The organism is Epibacterium sp. MM17-32, from assembly GCF_022348205.1.
GTDB lineage: Bacteria > Pseudomonadota > Alphaproteobacteria > Rhodobacterales > Rhodobacteraceae > Epibacterium.
Genome location: NZ_JAKRFC010000001.1, coordinates 115,083 through 138,012 on the forward strand (window position 1 = coordinate 115,083; position 22,930 = coordinate 138,012).

Annotated in this window: 18 protein-coding genes and 1 tRNA gene; 9 read left to right on the top strand and 10 right to left on the bottom strand. The window is 63.9% G+C overall.

What is annotated here, in order from left to right; all coding sequences use genetic code 11:
* Positions 1-37: 37 nt before the first annotated feature.
* Genes pdxA through lptF form a run of 5 tightly spaced genes read right to left on the bottom strand, consistent with a single transcriptional unit; the run spans position 38 to position 6,695 of the window.
* Positions 38-1,018 carry a 4-hydroxythreonine-4-phosphate dehydrogenase PdxA gene (gene pdxA / locus MHM88_RS00565; RefSeq protein WP_239359002.1) on the bottom strand — a complete coding sequence of 327 codons (981 nt, stop codon included), beginning with the start codon at positions 1,016-1,018 and terminating at the stop codon, positions 38-40.
* Positions 1,015-2,292, bottom strand: a complete 1,278-nt coding sequence (locus MHM88_RS00570) for a peptidylprolyl isomerase (RefSeq protein WP_239359004.1) — start codon at positions 2,290-2,292, stop codon at positions 1,015-1,017. The genes pdxA and MHM88_RS00570 overlap by 4 nt, the downstream gene beginning before the upstream one ends.
* The gene (locus MHM88_RS00575; protein ID WP_239359013.1) at positions 2,277-4,475 is read right to left on the bottom strand and encodes an LPS-assembly protein LptD; all 2,199 of its coding nucleotides are present in this window, start codon (positions 4,473-4,475) and stop codon (positions 2,277-2,279) included. The genes MHM88_RS00570 and MHM88_RS00575 overlap by 16 nt, the downstream gene beginning before the upstream one ends.
* On the bottom strand, positions 4,459-5,565 hold the full coding sequence (gene lptG / locus MHM88_RS00580) for an LPS export ABC transporter permease LptG (RefSeq protein WP_239321773.1): 1,107 nt from the start codon (positions 5,563-5,565) through the stop codon (positions 4,459-4,461). The genes MHM88_RS00575 and lptG overlap by 17 nt, the downstream gene beginning before the upstream one ends.
* Positions 5,562-6,695 carry an LPS export ABC transporter permease LptF gene (lptF, locus tag MHM88_RS00585; protein ID WP_239359015.1) on the bottom strand — a complete coding sequence of 378 codons (1,134 nt, stop codon included), beginning with the start codon at positions 6,693-6,695 and terminating at the stop codon, positions 5,562-5,564. The genes lptG and lptF overlap by 4 nt, the downstream gene beginning before the upstream one ends.
* Positions 6,696-6,917: 222 nt before the next feature.
* Here lptF and MHM88_RS00590 point away from each other — a divergent pair, with 222 nt between their 5' ends.
* Positions 6,918-8,390 carry a leucyl aminopeptidase gene (locus tag MHM88_RS00590; protein WP_239359016.1) on the top strand — a complete coding sequence of 491 codons (1,473 nt, stop codon included), beginning with the start codon at positions 6,918-6,920 and terminating at the stop codon, positions 8,388-8,390.
* Between the two features lie 7 nt (positions 8,391-8,397).
* Positions 8,398-8,862, top strand: coding sequence for a DNA polymerase III subunit chi (locus tag MHM88_RS00595; protein ID WP_239359017.1), 465 nt, complete (start codon positions 8,398-8,400; stop codon positions 8,860-8,862).
* Between the two features lie 252 nt (positions 8,863-9,114).
* On the opposite strand, the gene MHM88_RS00600 is transcribed toward MHM88_RS00595, so the two are convergent.
* The 3 genes from MHM88_RS00600 to MHM88_RS00610 are packed head-to-tail and all read right to left on the bottom strand — an operon-like array spanning position 9,115 to position 12,228.
* A complete protein-coding gene (locus MHM88_RS00600; RefSeq protein ID WP_239359018.1) occupies positions 9,115-9,696 on the bottom strand; it encodes a TIGR02281 family clan AA aspartic protease in 582 nt (193 codons plus the stop codon).
* Between the two features lie 49 nt (positions 9,697-9,745).
* Positions 9,746-10,369 carry a MarC family protein gene (locus MHM88_RS00605; RefSeq protein ID WP_005613274.1) on the bottom strand — a complete coding sequence of 208 codons (624 nt, stop codon included), beginning with the start codon at positions 10,367-10,369 and terminating at the stop codon, positions 9,746-9,748.
* Positions 10,366-12,228, bottom strand: a complete 1,863-nt coding sequence (locus MHM88_RS00610) for an ABC-F family ATP-binding cassette domain-containing protein (RefSeq protein WP_239359019.1) — start codon at positions 12,226-12,228, stop codon at positions 10,366-10,368. Before MHM88_RS00610 ends, MHM88_RS00605 begins: the two co-directional genes overlap by 4 nt.
* A gap of 189 nt (positions 12,229-12,417) precedes the next feature.
* Between MHM88_RS00610 and MHM88_RS00615 the strand changes: the two genes are divergently transcribed.
* The 3 genes from MHM88_RS00615 to ndk all read left to right on the top strand — a co-directional run bounded on the left by MHM88_RS00615 (position 12,418) and on the right by ndk (position 15,898).
* Positions 12,418-14,007 carry a DUF2235 domain-containing protein gene (locus MHM88_RS00615; protein ID WP_239359020.1) on the top strand — a complete coding sequence of 530 codons (1,590 nt, stop codon included), beginning with the start codon at positions 12,418-12,420 and terminating at the stop codon, positions 14,005-14,007.
* Between the two features lie 106 nt (positions 14,008-14,113).
* Positions 14,114-15,325 (top strand): multidrug effflux MFS transporter, encoded by a 1,212-nt coding sequence (locus tag MHM88_RS00620; protein WP_239359021.1) that lies wholly within the window; start codon positions 14,114-14,116, stop codon positions 15,323-15,325.
* A 150-nt stretch (positions 15,326-15,475) separates the two neighbouring features.
* Positions 15,476-15,898 carry a nucleoside-diphosphate kinase gene (ndk, locus tag MHM88_RS00625; RefSeq protein ID WP_239321757.1) on the top strand — a complete coding sequence of 141 codons (423 nt, stop codon included), beginning with the start codon at positions 15,476-15,478 and terminating at the stop codon, positions 15,896-15,898.
* A 209-nt stretch (positions 15,899-16,107) separates the two neighbouring features.
* Here the strand turns inward: ndk and MHM88_RS00630 are convergent, their stop codons facing one another.
* Positions 16,108-16,440, bottom strand: coding sequence for a TfoX/Sxy family protein (locus MHM88_RS00630; protein ID WP_239359022.1), 333 nt, complete (start codon positions 16,438-16,440; stop codon positions 16,108-16,110).
* 403 nt (positions 16,441-16,843) lie between these two features.
* Here MHM88_RS00630 and MHM88_RS00635 point away from each other — a divergent pair, with 403 nt between their 5' ends.
* Positions 16,844-18,109, top strand: coding sequence for a mannose-6-phosphate isomerase (locus tag MHM88_RS00635; RefSeq protein WP_239359023.1), 1,266 nt, complete (start codon positions 16,844-16,846; stop codon positions 18,107-18,109).
* A gap of 431 nt (positions 18,110-18,540) precedes the next feature.
* Here MHM88_RS00635 and MHM88_RS00640 read toward each other — a convergent pair whose 3' ends face one another.
* Positions 18,541-19,155 carry a response regulator transcription factor gene (locus MHM88_RS00640; RefSeq protein WP_239321751.1) on the bottom strand — a complete coding sequence of 205 codons (615 nt, stop codon included), beginning with the start codon at positions 19,153-19,155 and terminating at the stop codon, positions 18,541-18,543.
* Between the two features lie 343 nt (positions 19,156-19,498).
* Between MHM88_RS00640 and MHM88_RS00645 the strand changes: the two genes are divergently transcribed.
* The 3 genes from MHM88_RS00645 (at position 19,499) to MHM88_RS00655 (ending at position 22,801) form a co-directional block, all read left to right on the top strand.
* On the top strand, positions 19,499-19,972 hold the full coding sequence (locus MHM88_RS00645) for an oxidoreductase (protein ID WP_239321749.1): 474 nt from the start codon (positions 19,499-19,501) through the stop codon (positions 19,970-19,972).
* Between the two features lie 41 nt (positions 19,973-20,013).
* Complete coding sequence (locus MHM88_RS00650) at positions 20,014-22,476, top strand: ATP-binding protein (protein WP_239359024.1); 2,463 nt, start codon at positions 20,014-20,016, stop codon at positions 22,474-22,476.
* A gap of 250 nt (positions 22,477-22,726) precedes the next feature.
* Positions 22,727-22,801: transfer RNA gene (locus tag MHM88_RS00655), tRNA-Asn, on the top strand.
* The last annotated feature ends 129 nt before the right edge of the window (positions 22,802-22,930 follow it).

The following is a 22,930-nucleotide window of genomic DNA, read 5'->3' on the forward strand; positions in this document are numbered from 1 at the left end:
ATGCCCAGCGCGCAGGTTTGTCTGTGGTCCGCGCCCTTCAGGCCGCGCGCGTGGCGGCCATGGATTGCGCCAGACGCAGCGCCTCGATCAGGCTGGATGGGTTGGCCCGGCCTTGGCCTGCAATGTCGAAGGCGGTGCCATGATCCGGCGAGGTGCGAACAAAGGGCAGGCCGAGGGTCACATTGACCCCCTTGTCGAAATCCAGCGTCTTGATCGGGATCAGCGCCTGATCGTGATACATGGCGATGGCCGCGTCATAGTGCTGCCGGGCGGCGGCATGAAACAGCGTGTCGGCGGGATGCGGCCCCGTCAGCCGGTGGCCCTCGGTCTGCATGTCGGCAATCAGCGTCTCGATCCAGTCGAGTTCCTCATTGCCCATAGCGCCGCCTTCGCCCGCATGCGGGTTGAGGCCCGTCACCGCGATGCGGGGGGATTGGAGACCGAACTGGTCGCGCAGCCCCTGTGCGGTGATGGTGATCACCTGACGCAACAGCGCCGGGGTCAGGACCTCGGGCACCTGTCGCAAGGGGATATGAATGGTGGCCGGGACCACCCGCAACTGCGCGCTGGCAAGCATCATCACCACATGATCGACGCCCGCAAGCGCGGCGAGGAATTCGGTATGGCCGGGATAGGCAAACCCCGCCCCGTCAATCAGCGCCTTCTTGTGGATCGGAGCGGTGCAGACCGCTGCCGCCTGACCGGAGGTGACCAGCCCGACTGCGGTTTCGATGGACTGGATGACCCCGGCAGCGTTCCTGGGGTCGGCCGTGCCCTTGGTCGCATCGCCTTCAAAAGTGAGCGGCAGGACGGGCAGGGCGGTGGCACAGAGCTCCAGCACATCGGCGGGGGACGCGACCTGTTGCCAGTTGGTCTCGGCAGGCAGGTGCCGGGGGTCACCGATCCAGACAAAGGGACAGTCAGCGCGCAGCGCCTCCCATGCGGCGGCGGCGATCTCGGGACCGATCCCCGCAGGTTCGCCGCAGGACAGCGCGATCACCTGCGGGGGCCGGGTCATTTGTATTCGATCCGCGCGTTGGCTTTCAGCTGTTCGACCAGGCTGTCGGCATAGGCATTCAGCCGCTGCTGGACAAGCGCATTGGCGACGGTGGCGCGGGCGTTCTCCTGCGCGGCGACCACATCGCTGGTGCGACCGCAGAGCATCACGAACAGCAGCGTCTGGCCATTGTCACGGGTCACGGCGGCAGAGGATTCATTGGCATCCAGCTTGGACAGTTCCAATGCGATGTCCTGTGGAATCTCCGAGGGGGCGCGGCTGATCCGCTCCAGGCGCTCCGGGGCCTGGCCCTTGTTGATGCCGTAAAGGTCGTCACAGGTGTCGATCTCGTTGCGCAGTTCGGTTGCGCGTGTCTGGGCCTCTGGGCTGCGACCGCCGGGGATGCGATAGGTGGCATAGTCGATGGCGGCGTAATTGGTGCTGCGTCCGTCGACTTCGCGCAGGCCGCGCATCTGGAAAATGGCGATCGCCCCCTGCAAGGGCAGCGGTTGGGTGATCTCTCCGGGTTTCAGCCCCAGCACCACCTCCTGCAACTGGGTGGGCAGCCGTGTCAGCGGCATCCAGGGCAGGCGGCCACCGTCGACGCGGCTGTCGGCGGCAGAGAACTGGGCGGCGGAGGCGGTAAAGGCCTGCTGCGTCTTCAGCTCAGAGATCTGCGTGGCGAGTTCCTGAACCTGGGCGGCGTTCTCCTGCGTCATCGGTAGGATGACCTCTGACAGCAGCACCTGCACGCTGCCGGATCCCGCGGTGCCCATGGCGCGGTCGATCTCGTCTTGGGAGGGGCGCGCCTGTGCGAGGAAGCGCCCGCGCACATATTCGCGCCATCCAAGGCCCGCGGCGGCAAAGTCGCGCACGGTCTCGGGGGCGACCCCGGCCTCCTGGAGCTGTGCCAGGAACTGATCCAGCGGGATATTCGCACGCCCAGCCAGTTCGCGCATGCCCTCGGTGACCTCGGCCTCGGACAGGGTCAGACCGACCTCGTTCAGCAGATCCTGTTTCAGGCGGTCTTCGATCAGATCTTCGCGGGCCTCTTCCAGCGGGTCGCCCTGTGCGGAGCCCAAGACGGACATGAACAGCGCACGTTGTTCCAGCTCATACTGGGTGACCACATCCTCGTTGACGATCACAACCGGAGCAAACAGCCCCTGCGCCATGACCGCAGATGCGGAGGGGAGCGACAGCGCTGCCAGCGCCAGGGCGCCCGCGCCAGCAGCGTTGCGGGTCCAGGTGGTCAGGATCCGGGTGATCCGGCGGGAGGTTACGTTCTGCTGCATGATCGCCTGCTTGTTGTGGTCGCGCTTTTCACGGAAAATCCGTTGAGCGAGAGTGTAAATCCGAAATCTGTCGAAGGCTCAACACTTGTGGTTGAGGTATAGCGACGGCTGACCGAGAGGTCGAGGGTGACGCATTCATTGCGATAGGTCAGGCCGAGCCCGGCCCGGGTCGCGCGCCCATCGGTGATGTCGTAGCGCATATTCGCCCCGGCGCGCCATGTCTCGTTCAGGTCATAGGCGCCGTCAAACCACAGTTCCGAGGTCTCCTCGGTGCGGTCTTCCTCCGGGTCGGCCTGGAGCCAGAGGTAGCTCCCGGCGAGGGTCACGCGGTTGCGGTGCAGATCCCCGCGGAATTCGGCCTTGGTGACGGAGAACTCCTCGTCGAGGATGCCGCGCGCGGTGAGGGTCAGGTCGTTCTGCAAGCCGATCTGGCCCGCCAGCAGGAGGTTCGAGTTGCGCCCGTCCAGCCCGGAGGAGGAGGTAAAGCCGGGTTGTGCCTCTTCGCGCCGGATCTGGGCAATGGTGCCGGTGGCCTGCCAGCCGCTGGGATCAAAATGCGAGAAGTTCACGCCGTAAACCAGGGTGCGCCCGTCCTCGCGCGCATCGGTTTCCGGAAACCGCGACAAGGCGAGCAGGTTGCCCTGATCGAATTCCGAGATATTGCTGGCCTCGTTGGGGGTGCTGTCGCCACTGACCTTGGTCCAGCCGATCTGCAGAATGGGTTCGAGGATCTGAACCGCGCCGGAGGCGGTCTGGCGCGCCATCGGTCGGCGAAAGGTCACCGCTGTTTTGGGGGTGACGCGCGTGGCCTCGTTGTCAAACGCGCCATCATCGGCCAGCGCAAAGCTGTCCACCCCGACACCCAACGTCCAGCTGCCCTGCACGCCCCAGGGCAGAATCCAGCTGCGCAGCCAGGTGGCGTCGGCGGACACTCGGGTCATGTCGCGCCCGTTGGCGCTGGTCGCGGTGGCCTCCTGCGAGGAGGGGCGGTTGAAGTGGCTGGTGTTCAGGCGCAGGCGCAATTCGCCGCCGATGCGGTTGGGAAACAGGCGTTTTTCAAATGTGCCGGTCAGGATTGTGGCGGGCAGAAACGCCTGATCCTCGGTGCCGCGCAGGGTCTTGTAGTGATAGAGCGTACCTTCGATCAGTTCGTCGCGACGGGCCCGCGACAGGGTGATGCTGGACCGCAGCCGGTCGGTGTCGGAAATATCGTAATCGGCAAGATAGGCATCGTCTGACACGCTCTTGAGATCGAAGCTCAGCTTGTAGCCGCGCCGGATGTCGAAGCTGCCTTTTGCAAACAGGTAGCCACGCCCGTCGTCGGGCTGGATGTCGTCACGGCTGAAGGCGCCGGTGAGCTCGATCCGACCGTTGCGGAAGGCCTGCCTGTACCGCAGGCCGAGGGTCGTGGTCTTGGCGGAGATATAGGGCGTGATGGTGAGGTCGCGATGCGGCCCCAGGGTCACGAAATAGGGCAGCTTGACACCGACGCCGAGGTTGGAGTCGCTCGACAGTGACGGGGTCAGGAACCCGGTGGAGCGCTCCAGGCTCGGGTCCGGCAGGCGTAGCGCCGGAAAGTAGAACACCGGAACATCCTTGATCCGCAGCTGCGCGCCTTCGAAATAGAGTTGCCGCTCCACCTGGTCGTGGGTGATCCGTTCCGCGCGGATTTGCCAGAGCGGCGGGCGGCCGTCATCGCAGACATCGCAGGAGGTGACAGAGGTCTTGTAGAGCTGGGAATAGCGCCCTTCGACCCGGGTCATCTGCAAGGCCGCAAGCTGCACCTGCTGGTCGAACACCAGCCGAGCGCCGCGCAGAATCCCGTTGCGCAGGCCGTTGTCCAGTTCGGCGGCGTTGGCCAATACGGTGACCGACCCGCTCTGGTCGATGCGGATCGGACCTTCGAGGTTGAGCACACCCCTGTCGCGATCATAGGTGATCCGCTGGGCCTGAAGCCGCACATCCCCCTGGAACGCTTCCACATTGCCCTCGGCAACGAGCTTGCGATCCGGTGACAGGAACACGCGGTCGGCGACCAGCATGGCCGGCGCGCTGACCTGCGACGACGGCGGCGCCACAGGCTGTGCGATCCCGGGCGCCGGCAACAGGCCGAGCCACAGGGGCAGCACCGTGGACAGCAGCGCTCCTCGCCGCCAGTTCTTGAATTCAACCGTCTTCGGCATGCAGGAGCAGTCCCATTGTCAGAAGTATTGAGGCCACCGGCGGCGCCCAGGCCGCCAGCAGAACCGGGATTTGTCCATTCTCGCCAAGGATCCGGGCGAAGTTATGGACGAAGTAGAGCGCGAACCCCAGCAGCACCGACGTCAGCACGGCGACCCCGGTGCCCCCCAACCGCGTGTGGCGCATGGTAAAGGCAGCGCCCACCAGCACCATGGCGACCAGAAACAGCGGGCGAGCCAGCTCAACCTGCAACCAGACCCGGAACCGCGTGGTCGAAAATCCGGCTTCGGCGAGGGAGGCAATGGTCTCCGGCAGTTCGTAGATCGAGATGCCTTCGGAAAAGCTGAGCGTATCGCGAATGCGCTCGTTTGTGAGCGTGGTGGGCAGGCGCAACTCGTCATGGCGCCGGGCGCTGGTCTCCGGGTTCACTCCGACCACCAGCTGCCAGACCTTGGCATCGCGCAGCACCCAGTCCGCGCCGTCCAGCCAGGCCTCCTGTGCCATGATGCGCCGCACCGGCCCGCCTTCCGGCGCGTAGGAGAGGATCGACACATCATAAAGCACGAGATTCTGCGCATCGCCGTGATAGTTGACCGCATGGATGACGGACTGGCCGTTCTGCCCGCCCTGTCGCAGCCACAGGCCCTCGCCGGTCAGGGAAACCGCGGCCGCCGATCCGGGTTGGCGATAGTCCTCGACCAGCGCCTTGTAGCGGTTGGCGGTGACAGCCTCGATCGGGTTGAGCGTACTGACGGCCAATCCGCCGATCACCATCGCCACGCCTACCGGTGGCATCAGCGCCCGGATCCCCGAGCGTCCGATCGCCCGCGTCACCACCAGTTCGCTGCTGCGCGCCATCCCCACAAAGAGCACGATCGTCGTGAGGATCATGATGAGCGGCAGGAACTGGCTGAGGGCGGCGGGCGCATTCAGGAGCGTGAGCCCGAACAATTGCCAGAAACTCAGATCTTGGCTGTCAAAGCGGCGGAACTGATCGCTGAGGTCAATCAGCATCACCAGGCTCATCAGCACCGCCGTGATGACCAGGAACCATTGCAGGAACCGTTTGGCATAATAGAGGTCGAGGATCATGCCGACGCCTCCGGGCGGGAGCGCCCTCTGGCAAGCAGCTGCGGCCGGCTTGCAAGATGCAGGAACACCAGCGATATCAGCAGCCCCAAGCCAGCGGGCAGATAGAGCAAGGGCCACATGGCCGCGTCTTCCAGCACCGGGGCGGCAACGATGCCGCGCAATCCTTCAATCAGAATCAGCAGCACAAAGGCGGCCAGCAGCTGTTTCCAGATGCCGAACCGGCTGAAGCCGCCAAGCATCAAAGTGGATACCGCGATCATCACCACGGCCAGCGTCACCACGGCCCGCGCGAATCTCTGGTGCAGTTCTTCGGCCTGGGCGCCGGGGGAATGTGTCTCGGTGGCGGTGATCTGCGCCCGGTCATACAGCAGGTCGCGCGTGGGAATGCTGCGCAGCGGCCGGGGGCCGTCGCCGATCTCCGGGGTGACGCGCCCGATGGGATAAGAAAAATCGGCAAAGGCGGTGGTCGACAGCTGCGCGGTCTCCAGGTTTCGCCGCTGGGCAAGCCCGTCAACCAGAATGAGATGCGCGCCGTCGCCATCACGCACCAGATAGGCCTTGTCGCTCGTATATGTGACCTCGGTCGTCGCGGCGCGCTGGTCGGTCAGGAACACATTGTTGAGCGTGCCATCGTCGTCAATGCTGCCGATAAAGAAGGTCAGACCGTCCGCAGGATGCAGAAAACTGCCGGGCTTCAGGAGTTTGGCGCTGACGCTGCGTGACAATTCGGCCTCCCGTTCCTGCATCTGCGCCAGTGATGCGGGCAGCAGCACCAGGCTGAGGGCGGACATCATCAGGGCGGTCAGCACGCCAAAGGCCATCGCCGGGCGGGCCAATTGCCAGGGGCTCGACCCCGTTGCGCGCAATACCGTCAGTTCGCTCTCGGAATTCAACCGGTTGGTGACCCAGACCGTCGCCGCAAAGGCCGCCAGCGGCAGCACCATACGCACGAGGTTCGGCAGGCTCAAAACCGAGATTTCAAGGAAAGCCATCACGCCTTGCCCGTCGCCGATGAGCCAGTCAAACAGGCTCACGGCCCGGTTGATCCAGAACACGGCCACCAGAATCAAGGCAAAAAAGCCAAAGAACAAAAGATATTGCGACAGCACATATCTGTCGTAGCGTGACACCCGATCCCCCCATAGATCTTGCGCTCGGACTGTTCGCCGGACCTTAGAGGAATTGTGCGGGCGGGAAAACTGCAATCTTCCCGGGCCCCTGCCTGATCGGCAAGGATTGGGCGCGCTGGTCTGCCCGCTCTGGTATTCATCTCGGTCAACCGCTACCTGTTACGGGACTGTCAGCCAGATGCGCAAGCGGCGACAAGAGCAGATCAACCACAGGAGACCCGAATGAGCGCGCTCACCCCGATCCGTTTTTCCACCTTTGATCCGAAATCGCTGGCCGAGGTCGAAGGCCATCTGGCCGTGGTGGTCACGCCCGAAGGCACGATGGATCAGGCTGCCCGCAGCGCCAATCGCCTGAGCAAGGGCGCGGTGGCGCGTCTGATCGCCTCCGATGGTTTTGCCAAGTCCAAGACCGGTCAGGTGATCACGCTGGCATGGCCTGCGGGTCTGGCGGTAGAGGCCCTGCATGTTATTGTGCTGCCCCGTCGCATCACCGCGATCGAGGCGCGCAAGGCAGGCGCAAAACTGGCCGAAGCGCGTGGCAACAAAGCGCTGACGGTGAAGGCGGGGAACATGTCCCGCGCCGCCGATCTGGCTTTGGGGCTGGCGCTGCGCAGCTACAGCTTTGATGCGCATAAATCCGCAGATGCGGAAACGCCCGGCACCGTGACCATCGGCCACAACAAACCCGAAGAGATCGAAGCCGCCTTTGCGCCGCTTCTGGCGGTGGCCGAAGGCGTGCATATGACCCGCGATCTGGTCAACGAACCTGCAAACGTGTTGACCACCACCGAATTTGCCGCGCGGCTGGAGGAAATGACCTCGCTCGGTCTTGAGGTGGAGGTTCTGGAGGAGGCAGAGCTGGAGAAGCTCGGCATGCGCACGCTCCTATGTGTCGGCCAGGGGTCGGCCAGCCCCTCCAAGGTTGTTGTCATGAAATGGAACGGCGGCGACAAGGACGCCGCCCCGCTGGCGCTGGTGGGCAAGGGCGTTGTGTTCGACACCGGTGGCATCTCGCTGAAACCGGCGGCGGGTATGGAAGACATGACCATGGACATGGGCGGCGCGGGCGTTGTTGCGGGCACCATGCGGGCGCTGGCGCTGCGCAAGGCAAAGGCCAATGTGGTGGGGCTTGTGGGGCTTGTGGAAAACATGCCCTCCGGCACGGCGATCCGTCCCGGTGATGTGGTGAAATCCATGAAGGGCGACACGGTCGAGATCATCAACACCGACGCCGAGGGGCGCTTGGTGCTTTGCGATGTGCTCTGGTATGCGCAGGAGCGGTTCAAACCGGCCGGTGTCATCGATCTGGCCACCCTCACAGGCGCGATCATCATCGGTCTGGGGCATGACAATGCGGGCGTGTTCTCCAATGACGACAAGCTCTGTTCTGCATTCCTCAAGGCCGCCGAGGCCGAGGGCGAGGGCGCGTGGCGGATGCCCCTGGGGCAGGCCTATGACGATCAGCTCAAATCCAATGTGGCGGATATGAAAAACGTCGGTGGTCGCCCGGCGGGGTCAATCACGGCGGCGCAATTCCTGCAACGTTTCATCAAGGACGGCACGCCCTGGATCCATCTGGATATCGCCGGTGTGGCTTCGGTCAAATCCAACACCGCCTATGCGCCCAAAGGGGCGACCGGTTGGGGCGTGATGGCGCTGAGCCGTCTGGTACAAGATCAGTTCGAGGCAGAGTAAGACCGCAATGGGGGCCGCCTATTTCTATCACCTGACCCGCAAGCCCTTGCAGGAAACGCTGCCTGTGTTGCTGGACAAGGCGCGGGGCGCGGGCTGGCGTATCGCCGTGCGCGGACGTGATCCGGAGCGGCTGGCGTGGCTGGATGATACGCTCTGGCTTGGCGGGGACGCCAGTTTCCTGCCGCACGGGCTGGCGGGTGGCCCCCATGACGCGCTGCAACCGATCCTGCTGACCACCTCGGCCGAGGCGCCGAACAAGGCGACCTGTGTGATGAGCATCGACGGCGCGCAGGTTGCGCCCGAGGAAGTCACCGCGCTGGATCGTGTGTGTATCCTGTTTGATGGCACCGACGCGGAGGCGGTGCAGCACGCGCGTGGTCAGTGGAAGGCGCTGACCGCCGCTGGATGTCAGGCGCAGTACTGGTCCGAGGAAAGCGGCCGCTGGGAGAAAAAGGCCGAAAGCGGGGGATGAGGGGCGCTGCCCCTCTTGGCCGAGCGGCCAATTCACCCCGGGAGATTTAGCGTTAGAAGAGCGTCAGTTGTGCCATGCAGAAAGGTTTCGGTAACCAGTTTGCGCACTGATAGGATTGCGGAACAGGCTGGGAAGCCGATGGCCGTGTTAGGAGAGGACCTGCCGCACGGGCGCGCGCCGCTTGTGTGGCAGGTTCCATACTCTTCTAACTCCAAATATCCCCGCCGGAGGCCCGCGCCGTGAGGCGCGATTTCAACGGGTGAGGATCAGTTCATTGTTGCGAATTTCAATGCCAGAGAAACGCTGGAGATACCCCATGCCCAGCAGGGATTGCTCCAACGCGCCCTCATTGACCCAGGCGGAGACGTTGCGATCCGTAATCGGGCCGAGCGCCACACTGTCCAGTTTCACCCGCGCGGTGCGGACCTCGCCATTGGCGGTCATCGCGCGCCCGAGATAGGCGAGGCTGGCGGGATCAATACCGATCCGCCGGGCGTCCTCGGCATTCAGCACCATGTCGCTGGCACCGGTGTCGACCAGAAAATCCACCGGATCGCCGTTGATCTGCAACGTCAGGTAGTAATGACCATCGCGCGCGCGTGGCACGCTGATCTGACCGCCGTAAGAGTGCACGGCCTGCTGCGGCACCACGGTGGAGCGGATGTCTCCCCACAGGCCGTAGGCGGCAATCACGCCAAGGAAGATCAGCCCCCAGATCATCAACTGCTGGACCGTTTTGCCCAGCGACTGCCGGTTCTGCACGAACACCCATGTCCCGACAGCGGCGAGCAATGCGATGAGGTAGACCAGCTGGCCAATGTCGTCTGAATTCATCGGTCTTCGTCCTCCATATCAGGGAGGTAGGTGTTCACCGCATCTATGTCTAGCTGGCAAAGCCAAAGGCGCGCAGACCTTCCAGCACGAATTGCACCGAAAGCGCGGCGAGCAGCATGCCCAGCAACCGGGTTGCCACATTGATGCCGACGGGACCCAGCAGGCGCTCCAGCAGGCCCGAAATCGAAAACATCCCCAGCATCAGCGCAATCACCGCCACCACAATGGCCATCACCGAGGCAAAGCCCTCGATGCCCGGATGCTGCCCGGTCAGAAGGATGACCGTGGCGATGGAACCGGGCCCCGCGATCAGCGGGATGGCCATGGGAAAGACAGAGGGATCATCCTCGGGGGCGATCTCGTCGCCTTGGTGCTGACGGCGCGCGGTGCGGCGCTCAAACAGCATGTCGAGTGCGGTGAGGAACAAGAGAATACCGCCTGCAACGCGAAAGGCCGGCATGGAAATCCCGATAAAGCCCAGAACGCTTTCGCCAAACAGCGCAAAGACCGCGAGGATTCCGACCCCTGTGATGGAGGCACGAATGGCGATGGCGCGGCGTTGCTTGCTGGTCATGCCCTGGGTCAACGCCAGAAACACCGGCATCAACCCGATGGGGTCAATGATCACAAAGAGCGTCACAAATGAGGTGATCAGGAACGCGGTGTCGATCATTGCGCCTCGGCGACCTCCAGTTTCTCAAGTGCCTTCATCCACAGCTCCTCGGCGCGGTCCAGCGCGTCCATGCATTCGGCGTGTTTTTTCTGCCAGACCGCCCGGTCACCGGCACGGCTCGACTCGTAAATCTCCGGATCGGCGAGCTTTTCGTCCAGCTTGTCCTGCATCTCGGTCAGCTTCTCGATGCGGGCCTCGGCCTTGCGGACCTCGTTGCGCAGGGCAAGGATCTGATCGCGGCTCGCGCGCTTGGGCTTTGGCTTGGACGCGGCTTTTGCATCCGCTTTGCGGGCGGGTTTGTCGCGCATCAGCAGCATTTCACGATAGCTGTCGAGATCGCCATCATAAGGCGCCACGGTGCCGTCGGACACCAGCCAGAGCCGATCCGCCACCATGCTCAGCAAATGCATATCGTGGCTGACCAGAATGACCGCGCCGCTATAGGCGGTGAGCGCCTCGACCAGCGCCTCGCGGCTTTCGATGTCGAGGTGGTTGGTCGGCTCGTCGAGGATCAGCATATGGGGCGCATCGAGCGTCGCCAAAAGCAGGCTGAGGCGGGCCTTTTGACCACCGGACAGCCGCCCAACTGCGGTTTCGACCTGCGCGGCCAGCAGGCCAAAGCCCGCGAGGCGCGTGCGCCATTTTGCGGGCGCCTCATGAGGACGCAGCCGACGCAGGTGATCAATCGGGGTTTCGTCCACATAAAGCTCGTCCACCTGATGCTGGGCGAAATAGCCAATGCGCAGCTTGGACGAGCGCACCATCTTGCCCGCCATCAGCGGCAGCCGGTCCGAGAGCAGTTTGGACAGGGTGGATTTGCCCTGACCGTTCTTGCCCAGAAGCGCGATGCGATCATCCTGATCGATGCGCAGGTCGAGGCGTCTCAGAATCTCGACATCGCCATAGCCGGTGACACCGCCTTCGATCTGGATGATCGGCGGTGACATCTCTTCGGGTTCCGGGAAGGTGAACGCCCGCAGCGCGGCCTCTTGCGGGGTCGAGATCGGTTTCATCTTCTCGATCATCTTCAGGCGGGACTGGGCCTGTTTCGCCTTGGAGGCCTTGGCGCGGAAGCGGTCCACGAAGCTTTGCAGATGGGCGCGGCGGGTTTCCTGCTTGCGCGCCTCGGATTGTGCCACAGCGATGCGCGCGGCGCGGGTTTCGGCAAAGGTGTCGTAGGTGCCCTGATAGAGCGTCAGTTTGCGATCTTCCAGATGCAGGATCGCCCCCACCGCCCGGTTCAAAAGCCCGCGGTCGTGAGAGACAATCAGCACCGTATGCGGATAGCGCGCGATATAGCTTTCGAGCCAAAGCGCGCCTTCAAGGTCGAGGTAGTTGGTCGGCTCGTCCAGCAGCAGCAGGTCGGGCTGTGCAAAGAGCACCGCCGCAAGCGCCACACGCATCCGCCAGCCGCCGGAAAAATCGGAACAGGGGCGCAGTTGGTCCTGATCGTCAAAGCCAAGCCCCTTGAGGATCGAGGCGGCACGGGCCTCGGCCGACCATGCGTCGATATCCACCAGCCGGGTCTGGATTTCCGCAATGCGGGCGCCGTCAGTTGCGGTGTCGGCCTCGGCCATCAGCGCCGCACGTTCGGTATCGGCTGCCAGCACGGTGTCGATCAGGGAGGTGTCCGACGAGGGGACTTCTTGTGCCACACCGCCGATACGCGCCTGAGAGGGCAGGGTGATGGACCCGGTCTCCAGCGCAAGTTCTCCGCGGATCAGGCGGAACAGGGTGGATTTGCCGGTGCCATTGCGGCCCACGACACCGACCTTGTGGCCGGTTGGGATAGTGGCAGAGGCCTCCTCCATAAGGGGGCGGCCTTCGACGGAATAGGTGATGTTATCGATCCTGAGCATGAGGTCTCTCATGTCGAAACCTGCGCGGGGGGTCAATGACTATCCGTCTTTCGGCGCGGCAAAGCCCGGCCGCGCCTGCAGGGGGAATTCCAGCCTTGGCGCACCCGGGTTCCGTGTTACCCTAGGTTGCATTTGAGCATGCCGGAGCGGGGCAGGACCCGCATTGACGGGCTGCGGGGGGATTTTGAGATGCGCCGATTGATTATCTGCTGTGATGGCACCTGGAACACCGCCGACCAGCACAAGGACGGTACGCCGACACCGACCAATGTGGCCAAGCTGCATTCCCTGGTGGCGGCGCGCGACGACGCCGGTATCGAACAGCTGGGCTACTACCGTACCGGGGTCGGCACCTCGGGGGGCATCTTTCGTCGCATGCTCGGCGGGGCGATCGGCTTGCGGCTCGAAGATGACATCATGAGCGCCTATAAATTCCTGGCGGAGACCTATGCGCCCGGCGACGAGATCTTTCTGTTCGGCTTCAGTCGTGGCGCCTACACCGTGCGCAGCCTTGCCGGCATGGTGTCCAACGTCGGGCTTGCCGATCTGCGTCCGGACCACCTGTCGCCCTATGAGGACCCCTGGGAGGTCGTGACCCGGCTGATGGAACGCTACCAATCACGCAAGGCCGGAACGGAAAAGACCGCCTTGCAGGCCGCCCTGTTGCAGGAGCGCCCCCTGGGGGTGGTGCGCTTTCACGACCCGGGGCAGGTCGGCTTTGCCTTCATCGGGGTCTGGGACACCGTCGGGGCGCTGGGCATTCCCGATGACAAGGGGCTTTTGCGGCTGCTGCTGGGTGATCCGCGCAAACACGGGTTTCGCGACACCGAGCTGGGCGGCAATGTGCGATGTGCCCGGCACGCGCTGGGCATGGACGAGCAGCGTCATGATTTCACGCCCACTCTGTGGACCAGCTGGGCACCGGGTCAGGATGTGGAGCAGCGCTGGTTTCCGGGGGTGCACGGGGATGTGGGGGGCAGCTATTCCGATTGCGGCCTGGGCGATCTGACGCTGGAGTGGATGCTGACGGAAGCCCGCTCCCGGGGGCTCGGGCTGCGCGAGATTGCACCGGGGCAACTGGCGCCCGATGCCTTTGCGCGGCGGCACACGTCCCGCCTCGGCCTGTTTCTCTATCGGCCGACCCGTCCACGCGCGGTGCCGGAGCTGACACCGGACGCTGCCACGGTATCCGACCTGCGCAGCCGCACCCGGTTTGACCCGTCGGTCTATGCCCGCCACCGCACCCCGCCGCCGGGAGAAGCCAGCTACTGGCCCACCTGTGTGCTGCACCCGGGGCAGACCCGAACCGTCGCCGCCCATGCGCGCCAGCACTGGAACGCCACCGGCCTGTTTATCGAGGCGGGCGGGCGCTACAGGATACGGGCACGGGGGGAGTGGCTGGACGCCTCCATCCCCGCAACTGCGGATGGCGCGCGCGCCGGGGCGCATCTGGGCAAGCTGGCCTATCTGCTGGCGACCATCCCCGAAGCGCTGCGCCGCGGGTTGCGCCGGATCAGGCGGCTGGCCAAGGCCGATGTGATCTTTGCCCGCCGCGTCGATACCGCGCCGTGGTTCGCCCTGATCGGAGCGGTGGCCAATGGTCAGGGCGCCAGCGAGCATGGCGAGGGCGTTGCCGCGCACGAGATACACCAACTGGCGCAGGAGGGCGCGTTCACGGCCAGCGAGAGCGGCTATTTCTACCTGTTCGCCAATGATGCCTGGCATATGTACCGCAACAACGCCGGCACGCTCTCGGTCGAGGTCACACGGCTGCGCTGAACCCGCCTTGTATCCCTGCCTTGTATCAGAGAGCGTTTAGGGGTTCACTGACCGTCGGCCGCCGGCTGCCTTCGCGCCCGGCCTGTGGAGGACGGGACACCACATCATGAAACTGCGCGCGGCACAATCGCCTCCGACCTTGATGACGCTTGTGTTCGGCACCGCGCTGTCGGTGCTGTCACTGAACATGTTCCTGCCGTCTCTGCCCGGGATCGCGGCGGCGTTTGACGCGGATTACGCACTCGCCAATCTCGCCGTGGCCGGATATCTCGCTGTCTCCGCGGTGTTGCAGATCCTGATGGGACCGCTCTCCGACAGATACGGGCGCAGACCCGTGATGCTGGTCTGTTGCGGTCTCTTTGTGGTGGCCTCTGCCGGGTGTGCACTGGCGAGCAACATCTGGGTGTTCCTGGGGTTTCGTCTGTTGCAGGGGGCGATCATCAGCGGCCAGGTGGTGTCGCGTGCGGTGATCCGCGACATGTATGCCCCCAGCGCCGCCGCAAGCAAACTTGGCTATATGGGCATGATCATGGCGCTGGCGCCGATGCTGGGACCGATGATCGGCGGGGCGCTCGACATGGCGTTTGGCTGGCGGGCGGGGTTCTGGCTCTATTGTGCGCTGGGCGGTGGCGTGATGCTGTTCACCTGGGCCGATATGGGAGAGACCAATACGACCCGCTCCGCGACCTTTCGTTCGCAGCTGCGCCTCTATCCCCGTCTGTTCTCGTCACGCCGGTTCTGGGGCTACTCCGCCTGCGTCGCCCTTTCAATCGGCGGGTTCTACTCTTTCGTGACCGGCGCGCCGCTGGTGGCTGCGGCCTGGTTCGATCTGAGCCCGGCCATGGTGGGGCTGGGGATCGGCATTATCACCGCGGGCTTCATGACCGGGAATTTCGTGACCGGGCTGCTGGCGCAGCGGGTCCGGCTGCTGTCCCTGGTGCTGGTGGGGCGCGTCATCTCCTGCGCTGGGCCGGCGCTGGGCCTGAGCCTGTTCTGGAGCGGGCAGGGCAGCGAATGGGTCTTCTTTGGGTCTGCGATCTGCGTCGGGCTGGGCAACGGGTTGACCATTGCCAATGCCAGCGCGGGCCTGATGTCGGTGCGTCCCGAGCTCGCCGGGAGTGCGGCGGGGCTGTCCGGGGCCCTCACCGTGGCGCTGGGCGCGGCGCTGACGTCCATGACAGGGGTTCTGGTCGCGCCGGACAATGCGCCTTTCATGGTTCTGGGGATCATGCTGGCGGCCAGTCTGCTGGCGCTGGTCTCGGCGCTCTACGTGATGGCCGTGGATGCCGCCGATCCGCTGGAACCCGCCCAATCCTGACCGGGGCGGCGAATTGCACCCCTGCGGCGCGACAAGCCCTCTTCCCATGCGGCACCAGCCGTGCTACCCGGCGCCAGATCGTTGCGGCGTCCGCACAGGCGGGCTCTGCGACACTTAATCGACCCGTGAATGTCCCAAGGAGATCGCCTGATGGCACTGGAACGCACCTTTTCGATCATCAAGCCCGATGCAACCCGCCGTAACCTGACCGGCGCGATCAACGCCAAATTCGAAGAAGCCGGCCTGCGCATCGTTGCGCAGAAGCGCATCCACATGACCAAAGCGCAGGCAGGCAAGTTCTACGAAGTGCACGCCGAGCGTCCCTTCTACGACGAACTGTGCGAATTCATGTCCTCCGCTCCGGTGGTTGTGCAGGTGCTCGAAGGCGAAGGCGCCATCGCGAAGAACCGCGAAATCATGGGCGCCACCAACCCGGCGGACGCGGCTCCCGGCACCATCCGTGCCGAATTTGCCGAATCCGTGGGTGAAAACTCCGTGCACGGTTCCGACGCACCGGAAACCGCGGCTGTGGAAATCGCCTACTTCTTCTCCGGCATCGAGCTGGTTGGCTGATCGTTTAACGATCAAACTATCAACAGGGAATGGTTCAGCGTTGAACCATTCCCTGTACTACAGAACCGCCATGCCCACGCGTGGCGGTTTTCTTATACCCAGCAGAGCGGTCCCCTCGTGCTATGCAGAGTGGTCAACGGTGCAGGGGGACGCAGGGGGCAACAGCTGCAGACCCGGCCAGAGGGCTGGGCGTGCCTGCGGGATGCGCTTCAGCCCGGGCGCCGCTCCACCACGCCAATCTCGTTCAATATCGCATCCAGGGCGGATTGCCCGCTGTCGAAGGAGCGCGCCTTGATCGCGTCGAACCGTTTGCGCAGCGCCTTCTTCTCGTCGCCCTTGCAGTCATTCCAGGGGCGCCCCTGCAGGGCCATCACCAGAACGTAATAGCCGATGAAATGCGGCTTGCTGCCTGATTGCAGCATCTTTGCATAAGCCGCGTCAGCCCCAAGGGCGCGCAGTTCCTCGGCGCTGTGAATGCCGGCGCGGGCACAGGCCTGTTCGTAGGCGGGACCGAGATTGCGAATGGAGGTGATCGAGCTCATGCGGCTGAGCCTAACGCACCCGGGCGGGAACGTCAGCCCCGAACTCGGCGGCACCGTCATGACGGGAGCTGGCGCGGAATCAGAAACCAGGCGGCAGATCTGATCTTGGTTAATGATTCCAATTGGTTGGAAAGATCATGGTTAATGCCTGTTAGTATTTCCGCGGCCAAAGACTGATACCAATAAATTCAGTAAATTTGTGACCCTCGGAGCGGTTCCCACCTATCCTAAAGGGGGAGCGCTATGCTTTCGCAAGGGGCAGAGCGACGTCTGGGTAGGAAGGTCTGTGACGCGTCTTCGTCTAAAACTGTATGCAATGATATACCAAGCAAGCGAGGTTCCCATGCTGCACCCGATTATTCTCGCCGGTACGCCCCTTCCGTCCAGCGTTGCAGAGTCTGACATGACCCCGTTGCACTTTGAAGACGCCCCAGGGGTGCCCAGCCGGTTTGAGCGGCTGTTGACGGCCCTGTCTGGGGATGTCTTTGCGCCGCCGCTGGTGGTCGCGACCCGGGACTGCGCCACCGTGGCCACACGTCAGGCGCAATGCGTCGCCGGCAGCAGCCTGATCCTGGAACCCGAGCAGCACAAACCGGCCGCGGCGGTGCTGAGCGCGCTCATGGCGCTGCGTGATCGGCCGCATGCGCTGGTGGTTGTGGCCCCGGCCAGCGCCGATTTTGCGGATGCACAGCAACTGGACACCGCCCTGTGCCATGCGATCCCCGCCGCCCAGCGTGGCGAGATCGTGATGCTGGGGCAGCGCCGCAGCCGCGCCTACATGGGGCACGGCCTGCTCGAAGTCGCAAGCGCGCCGCGGTCCTCGGCGCCGGTATCGGTGGACCGTGTGCTCACTTCGGACCGGCAGCCGATGCTGTCAGGCCTGTTCCACGGCAACCATCACCTCTGCGGGTTGGGGATCTATGTTGCACGTGTGGATACCTTGCTTGCTGCCTACAAGCGCCATGCCAGCCGGATTTTCCTGGCCGTGAAGAATGCGGCGCAGCGTGCCAGCCGCATCGGCGAGGCGACGCTGCTGGAGGATCGGACCTATCGCCGGATCAAAACGCTCAGCTTCGAACGGGCGGTGGCGCAGAAGGCGGATAACCTCGTGGCCGTGCAGCTGGATGTGGACTGGAGCGTGCATGCCGACTGGGATCGGGATCGCGACGCGGAACGGCACTCCGGTGGGCAGGACCTGTCCGCCTGGGAGGCGGACCTGGCCGCAGAACGGCAGGCGGCAGGCGCGCATCCCCACGCTGCGGACATGATGTCGGTTTACGCCAGCCTCGTGGAGGCTGAGGCGGGCGATGCACTGAGTGCCCACAGCGATGAGCATGACTGGGGCCGCAAGGAGACACTGGCGATGGGGCCGGGGTTCTCGCTGCAACGCCTGCTGGTCAACCCGGGCGAAAGCGTCGAGCTCTGCGCCGGAGACGGGGCCGCCGAGCATTGGGTTGTGGTGCAGGGAGCCGCCCTCATCACCCTCGGCAACCATGTCCGCCTGGTCTGGGAAAGCCAGAGCGCCCGCGTGCCCGCCGGTCGCTCGCGCCGGATCGAAAACCCCGGATCGGCGCCGCTCCAACTGATCCAGCTGCATGTCAGCGCCCTGCCGGACACGGCGCATGTCGCAGATCGCGCTGGAATTGTTCCCCCCGCCGGAGTTGCCTGACTCCCCCCCCTCTGATCAAGGCAACAACGGCACTCAGACGTCCCGCGCGCCCACGCGGGGCGTCTCTTTTGTTTCAGGCGTCCCTGTCTGGCGTTCCGCGACAGGACGGGAAGGGCAGTGTGATCGGATCGGCACCGGGTCAAATCAGCCGGCGCGGCGGTGCCGACCGGGGCGCGGCCGAAGTATCCGGGGCGATTGGTTGCGGACGCCCGGCGGTGCAGAGTTTGGGTCTGCCAAAGCCCTCTGACGGCGCGGAGGGGAAGCTTCCGGCACCCGCTGGGGGCAGGGCGAGACCGATCCCTGTGGATGGACGCAGAACGCAAAACGCGCCCCGGCCCGAGAGGCGGGCGCGCAGGGGCGGGTTTCATCGGGCCTGGATGTCGGTGTGCCGATAGCGGGTGCGAGAGGAGACGCAAACGCGTCGCCTTCGATCAGAACAGGCCGGCTTCCTTGGCGGTGAGCGCCGCCTGGGTGCGGTTCTTGGCATCAAGCTTGCGGCACAGCGTGCGCACATGCAGCTTGATGGTGACTTCCTGAAGGTTCAGGTCGCGGGCTATTTCCTTGTTGGATTGGCCACGGCACAGACCATTCAGCACCTCGACCTCGCGCGGGCTGAGCTGCGCAATCAGCGGATGGGCCGGGGCCGCTGCCTCTTGCCGCATCAGCTCGACCGGGACATAGATTTCGCCCGCACTCATGAAACGCACGGCGTTGAGAAGCGATTGCGCCCCCATCGTCTTGGGCAGGAATCCGATCGCCCCTGCATCAAGCGCTTCCTGGGCGGTGCGCGTCGGCGCGCTGCCGGAGAGGATGGCGACACCCCGGCCGCCATTTGCCTTGAGCGCCCGCTGCAACCCGTCCAGCCCGTTCATGCCCGGCATGTTGTAGTCGAGCAGAACCAGATCATAGGGTCCGTTTGCCTCGAGTTCCTGCATGGCGCGTGGCAGGTCGGTGGTTGTGGTGATCTCTGCTCCGCCTTCCGAAGTCAGATAAGCGGAGATGGTGTCACGGACCATGTCATGATCGTCTGCGAGAAGGATACGCATATCGCCATTTAACCTGTTTTCACTGTTCTGATCTGACCCTACAGGCGTAAACGTTTCGAATCTATCAACTTCTGACTCATTTTCTGACTCAACGGTTGTGTTTGTATTCTGCATTTCGAACTCCTGAATCACCAAAACCGCTGAATTGTGGCGGGTGAGTCGAGTTTAATTCGCTCTCAAGAGGTCCGGGCCGGGGCAACCGGGTGCCTCCTGTGTGCGGCAGTTTACCGATATTATACGAAAGTCTAGCAGACTATACACAGGCGCTCATGTCCTCGCGGCAGGGGTGTGCCAGTATCCTCCCACGCCCGCTCTGGGTATGGTTTGCGTAAGGAGACACTTCATGAAACGCCTTTTGTCCGCCCTCATGGCGGTGTTTGCTCTCACTGTTTCCCTGCCGGTGGCGGCCGCGGAGGATGATATCGTGCTGACGCTCCGCACGGACAGCGACAGTCATGAATTCTCGATCGCCGACCTGCGCGCGGTTGGGGAGCGCAAGATCGAAACCACCACCATCTGGAGCGACGGCCTGCAGGAATTCGTGGGCGTGCCTCTCGACAGGCTGATGGCCCATGTGGGGGTCGACAGCGGCACCCTCGAAGCTGCGGCCGTGAACGACTATGCCGTGGAAATTCCGATGTCCGACGTGCGTCCCGGTGGCCCGATCATTGCCTATCTGCGCAATGGTGAAACCATGTCGCTGCGGGACAAGGGGCCGCTCTGGGTGATTTACCCCTATGATGATGGCGCGGAATTCCGTACCGAAGAGGTGTTTTCCCGCAGCATCTGGCAGTTGAATCGGATAACCGTGAAATGACCCGCCCGACATGCGGCGGAGTATAGGGAGAGCTCTCGCCTGTGACCCGCCCCTCGGCCCACACTTTGTACCGTCTGCTGTTGACCGGCGCTGCCGTGGTGCTGATGCTGCTGGCGGTGCAGGCCTTTCGGCTGGGCAAGGACGTGCAGACCCGGCTGGAGGCGCTGTCATCCGCGGCAACGGATAACCTGCAATGGACCTTGTCGCAGGCCGAGGTCGATTTTCTCAAATATCAAAGAGCCGCCGCGCGTGTTCAGGGCCCGTCGGACCTGCGCGCATTGCGCCGTCAATTCGACATCTATTACAGCCGCATTGCCACTTTTCGGGAAAGCTCCTCCTATGCGGGTATTCGCGAGACGCCGGAAGGCAGTGATTTGCTTGAGGGTCTGCGTCAGGGGTTGAACGAGCAGGCGGCGCTGATCGATGCTGCGGATGAAACCCTGTTGTCACGCATGGCAGAGCTGCGTCAGTTGATCCGCGACGAGGGCGACGATGTCCGCGATCTCGCCCTTATGGGCGTGGTGCTGCAGGCCGCCGCCGCCGGGGACGAGCGCGGCCGGTTGCACCAGCTGTTCCTTCGGCTGGCAGTGGTGGTGATCACGCTGACCTTTGCGCTCACCCTGACGGCGCTGGTGATATTGTTTCTTTATCGGCGGGGGCAGCGGCTGGCCCATCTTCAGGCGCAAGAGGCCGCGCGCACCGAGGCAATGGTCACCTCCTCGCTGGACGCCATCCTGATGGCGGATGAAGACGGGCGGATCACCGCCTTGAACGGCGCGGCGGAACGCATGTTCGATTACACGGTGGAGGAGGCTCTGGGGCGCCCCTTCCAGACGCTGGTGGACGTTGATCCAACCCTGATCGGTCAGGCGTCGGTGGCCGCGGATGCCGGTGACGGACGCATCCAGCTCACCGCTTATCGCAAATCCGGCGAGGCACTGCCGGTAGAGGTGTCGCTGACAATCAGCCGGTCGGGCGGCAGCCCCGTTCTGGTGAGCTATATCCGCGACATCTCAACACGCCTGCAGGCTGAAGAGGAACTCCGTCGGGCACGCGACGACGCGCTGGCGGGCGAGCGGGCCAAGGACAAGCTGCTGACGGTGATGAGCCATGAAATGCGCACGCCGCTGACGGGTATCCTGGGCTCTCTTGACCTTCTTGAGGATGGCAACCCTTCGGCTGAGCAGGCACGGTATCTGCAGGCGATGCGGGTGTCCGGTGAGTTGCTGCTGCATCATGTCAACGATGTGCTGGAGCTGTCGCGCCTCGAAGCGGGTGCCGAACCGGAACAGGAACGTGTCTTTGACCTTGAGGAACTGGTCGGCAGCATCGTGGACAGCCAGCAGGCCAACGCGGCCCGCAACAACAACGAGCTGAGCGTGTTTTGCAGTATCGGCAACCGAACCGGGGTGCGCGGGCGAACCCGCGGGCTGCAGCAGGTGTTGCTGAATCTGATCGGGAACGCGCTGAAATTCACTCGAGATGGCGCAGTCTCGGTCGATGTGCTGCGTGGCGAGGCGGATGTCGTGGAGTTCAGCGTCGCAGATACGGGCAAGGGGATCGCGCCGGAGGATCTGGAGCGCATCTTCGATGACTTCATCATGCTCGACCCCAGCTACAAACGCGGCAGCGAGGGCACTGGCCTGGGTCTCGCCATCTCGCAGCGGCTGGTGCGGATGATGGGGGGCGAAATCTCCTGCGAAAGCGAACCGGGCGAGGGCAGCATCTTCTCCTTTACGATCCCGCTCCCTCCGGCGGAACTGGCGGAACCGGCCCAGGTCGCGCATACGCAAACAGGGCAGGAGGCCCGGAGCCTGCTGGTGATCGAGGACAATGACATCAACCGGCTGTTGCTGGAAAAGATGCTGACCGATCTGGGGCATCAGGTGGTCTCAGCCGCCGGGGGCGCCGAGGGGCTTGACCGGATCGCCGCGCAGCGTTTCGATCTGATCCTGTCCGATATCAGCATGCCGGACGTGGATGGCATGGAGGTGCTGCGGCGGGTGCGCGCGGAAAAGCTGGCAGAAGGGATCGATCTGGTGGCGTTGACGGCGCATGCGGCGGCCGAGGACCACGCGCGGATCGTCAAGGCCGGGTTCGCCGAGGTTCTGACCAAGCCGATCAACCGCGCTGCTCTGGCCGATCTAGTGGCCCGGCGCGGGGGCGGCGCTGCTGTAGCGCCGCCGCAGGCGGACCAGGATTCGGATATTGCGCAGTTCGTCGAGGCCATTGGCCCGGAGAAGGCCCGACATTTTCTGGCAGAGTTCCGCAGCGACATGCAGAGCCTCAACGAGGTGCTCGGGCAGAGCACGGAACTCACAGAAGGCCACCGTCAGGAAGCGCATCGCCTGGCGGGGTCTGCGGCGGTGCTGGGATTTGCGGATCTGCGTGCATCGATGCTGGCCATTGAACAGGCCAATACAAACGCGATGCCGAACCTGGACGGGTTGCGACAGGCTTGGGAAAACGCGGACGGTCTGCTGAACCGTTATGTCGGTCGTTAGATGTCGTGTTGATGGCGCGTTGTGCCCAAGGCACAGCCACATGCGGGTCGATCCGTAGGATGTGATGGGATTGGCGGGCGGCGACAGAAATTTCGAGGAGGCGCCATCACTTGCCCGCATATGTTCGGTCGGAACGGCATGCGCTGAGCGACTGCCAGCACTTGACCGGACCACGCGACAAAAAACTGGTTTCAAGCGCGTTTTTTCCTCTGGACGCCCCCGTCTGTGGCGTCTATATCCGCCCTCACACTCCGGCGTAGCTCAGCGGTAGAGCAGTTGACTGTTAATCAATTGGTCGTAGGTTCGATCCCTACCGCCGGAGCCAAAATTCCATAATGTTTTGGGCACACAATAGCCGCCTTCGCAGGCGGTTTATGCGTGCGTGATTGCGCCTCATTTCAAGGCGCGGCCCAAGGCGCGGTGCGGATCCGTGTTTTACTAAAATACCGCATTT

Bases quoted from the DNA above. Each gene is read 5' to 3' on its own strand.
- pdxA (WP_239359002.1), bottom strand. From the start codon at position 1,018: ATGACCCGGCCCCCGCAGGTGATCGCGCTGTCCTGCGGCGAACCTGCG.
- MHM88_RS00570 (WP_239359004.1), bottom strand. From the start codon at position 2,292: ATGCAGCAGAACGTAACCTCCCGCCGGATCACCCGGATCCTGACCACC.
- MHM88_RS00575 (WP_239359013.1), bottom strand. From the start codon at position 4,475: ATGCCGAAGACGGTTGAATTCAAGAACTGGCGGCGAGGAGCGCTGCTG.
- lptG (WP_239321773.1), bottom strand. From the start codon at position 5,565: ATGATCCTCGACCTCTATTATGCCAAACGGTTCCTGCAATGGTTCCTG.
- MHM88_RS00590 (WP_239359016.1), top strand. From the start codon at position 6,918: ATGAGCGCGCTCACCCCGATCCGTTTTTCCACCTTTGATCCGAAATCG.
- MHM88_RS00595 (WP_239359017.1), top strand. From the start codon at position 8,398: ATGGGGGCCGCCTATTTCTATCACCTGACCCGCAAGCCCTTGCAGGAA.
- MHM88_RS00600 (WP_239359018.1), bottom strand. From the start codon at position 9,696: ATGAATTCAGACGACATTGGCCAGCTGGTCTACCTCATCGCATTGCTC.
- MHM88_RS00605 (WP_005613274.1), bottom strand. From the start codon at position 10,369: ATGATCGACACCGCGTTCCTGATCACCTCATTTGTGACGCTCTTTGTG.
- MHM88_RS00610 (WP_239359019.1), bottom strand. From the start codon at position 12,228: ATGCTCAGGATCGATAACATCACCTATTCCGTCGAAGGCCGCCCCCTT.
- MHM88_RS00615 (WP_239359020.1), top strand. From the start codon at position 12,418: ATGCGCCGATTGATTATCTGCTGTGATGGCACCTGGAACACCGCCGAC.
- MHM88_RS00620 (WP_239359021.1), top strand. From the start codon at position 14,114: ATGAAACTGCGCGCGGCACAATCGCCTCCGACCTTGATGACGCTTGTG.
- ndk (WP_239321757.1), top strand. From the start codon at position 15,476: ATGGCACTGGAACGCACCTTTTCGATCATCAAGCCCGATGCAACCCGC.
- MHM88_RS00630 (WP_239359022.1), bottom strand. From the start codon at position 16,440: ATGAGCTCGATCACCTCCATTCGCAATCTCGGTCCCGCCTACGAACAG.
- MHM88_RS00635 (WP_239359023.1), top strand. From the start codon at position 16,844: ATGACCCCGTTGCACTTTGAAGACGCCCCAGGGGTGCCCAGCCGGTTT.
- MHM88_RS00640 (WP_239321751.1), bottom strand. From the start codon at position 19,155: ATGCGTATCCTTCTCGCAGACGATCATGACATGGTCCGTGACACCATC.
- MHM88_RS00645 (WP_239321749.1), top strand. From the start codon at position 19,499: ATGAAACGCCTTTTGTCCGCCCTCATGGCGGTGTTTGCTCTCACTGTT.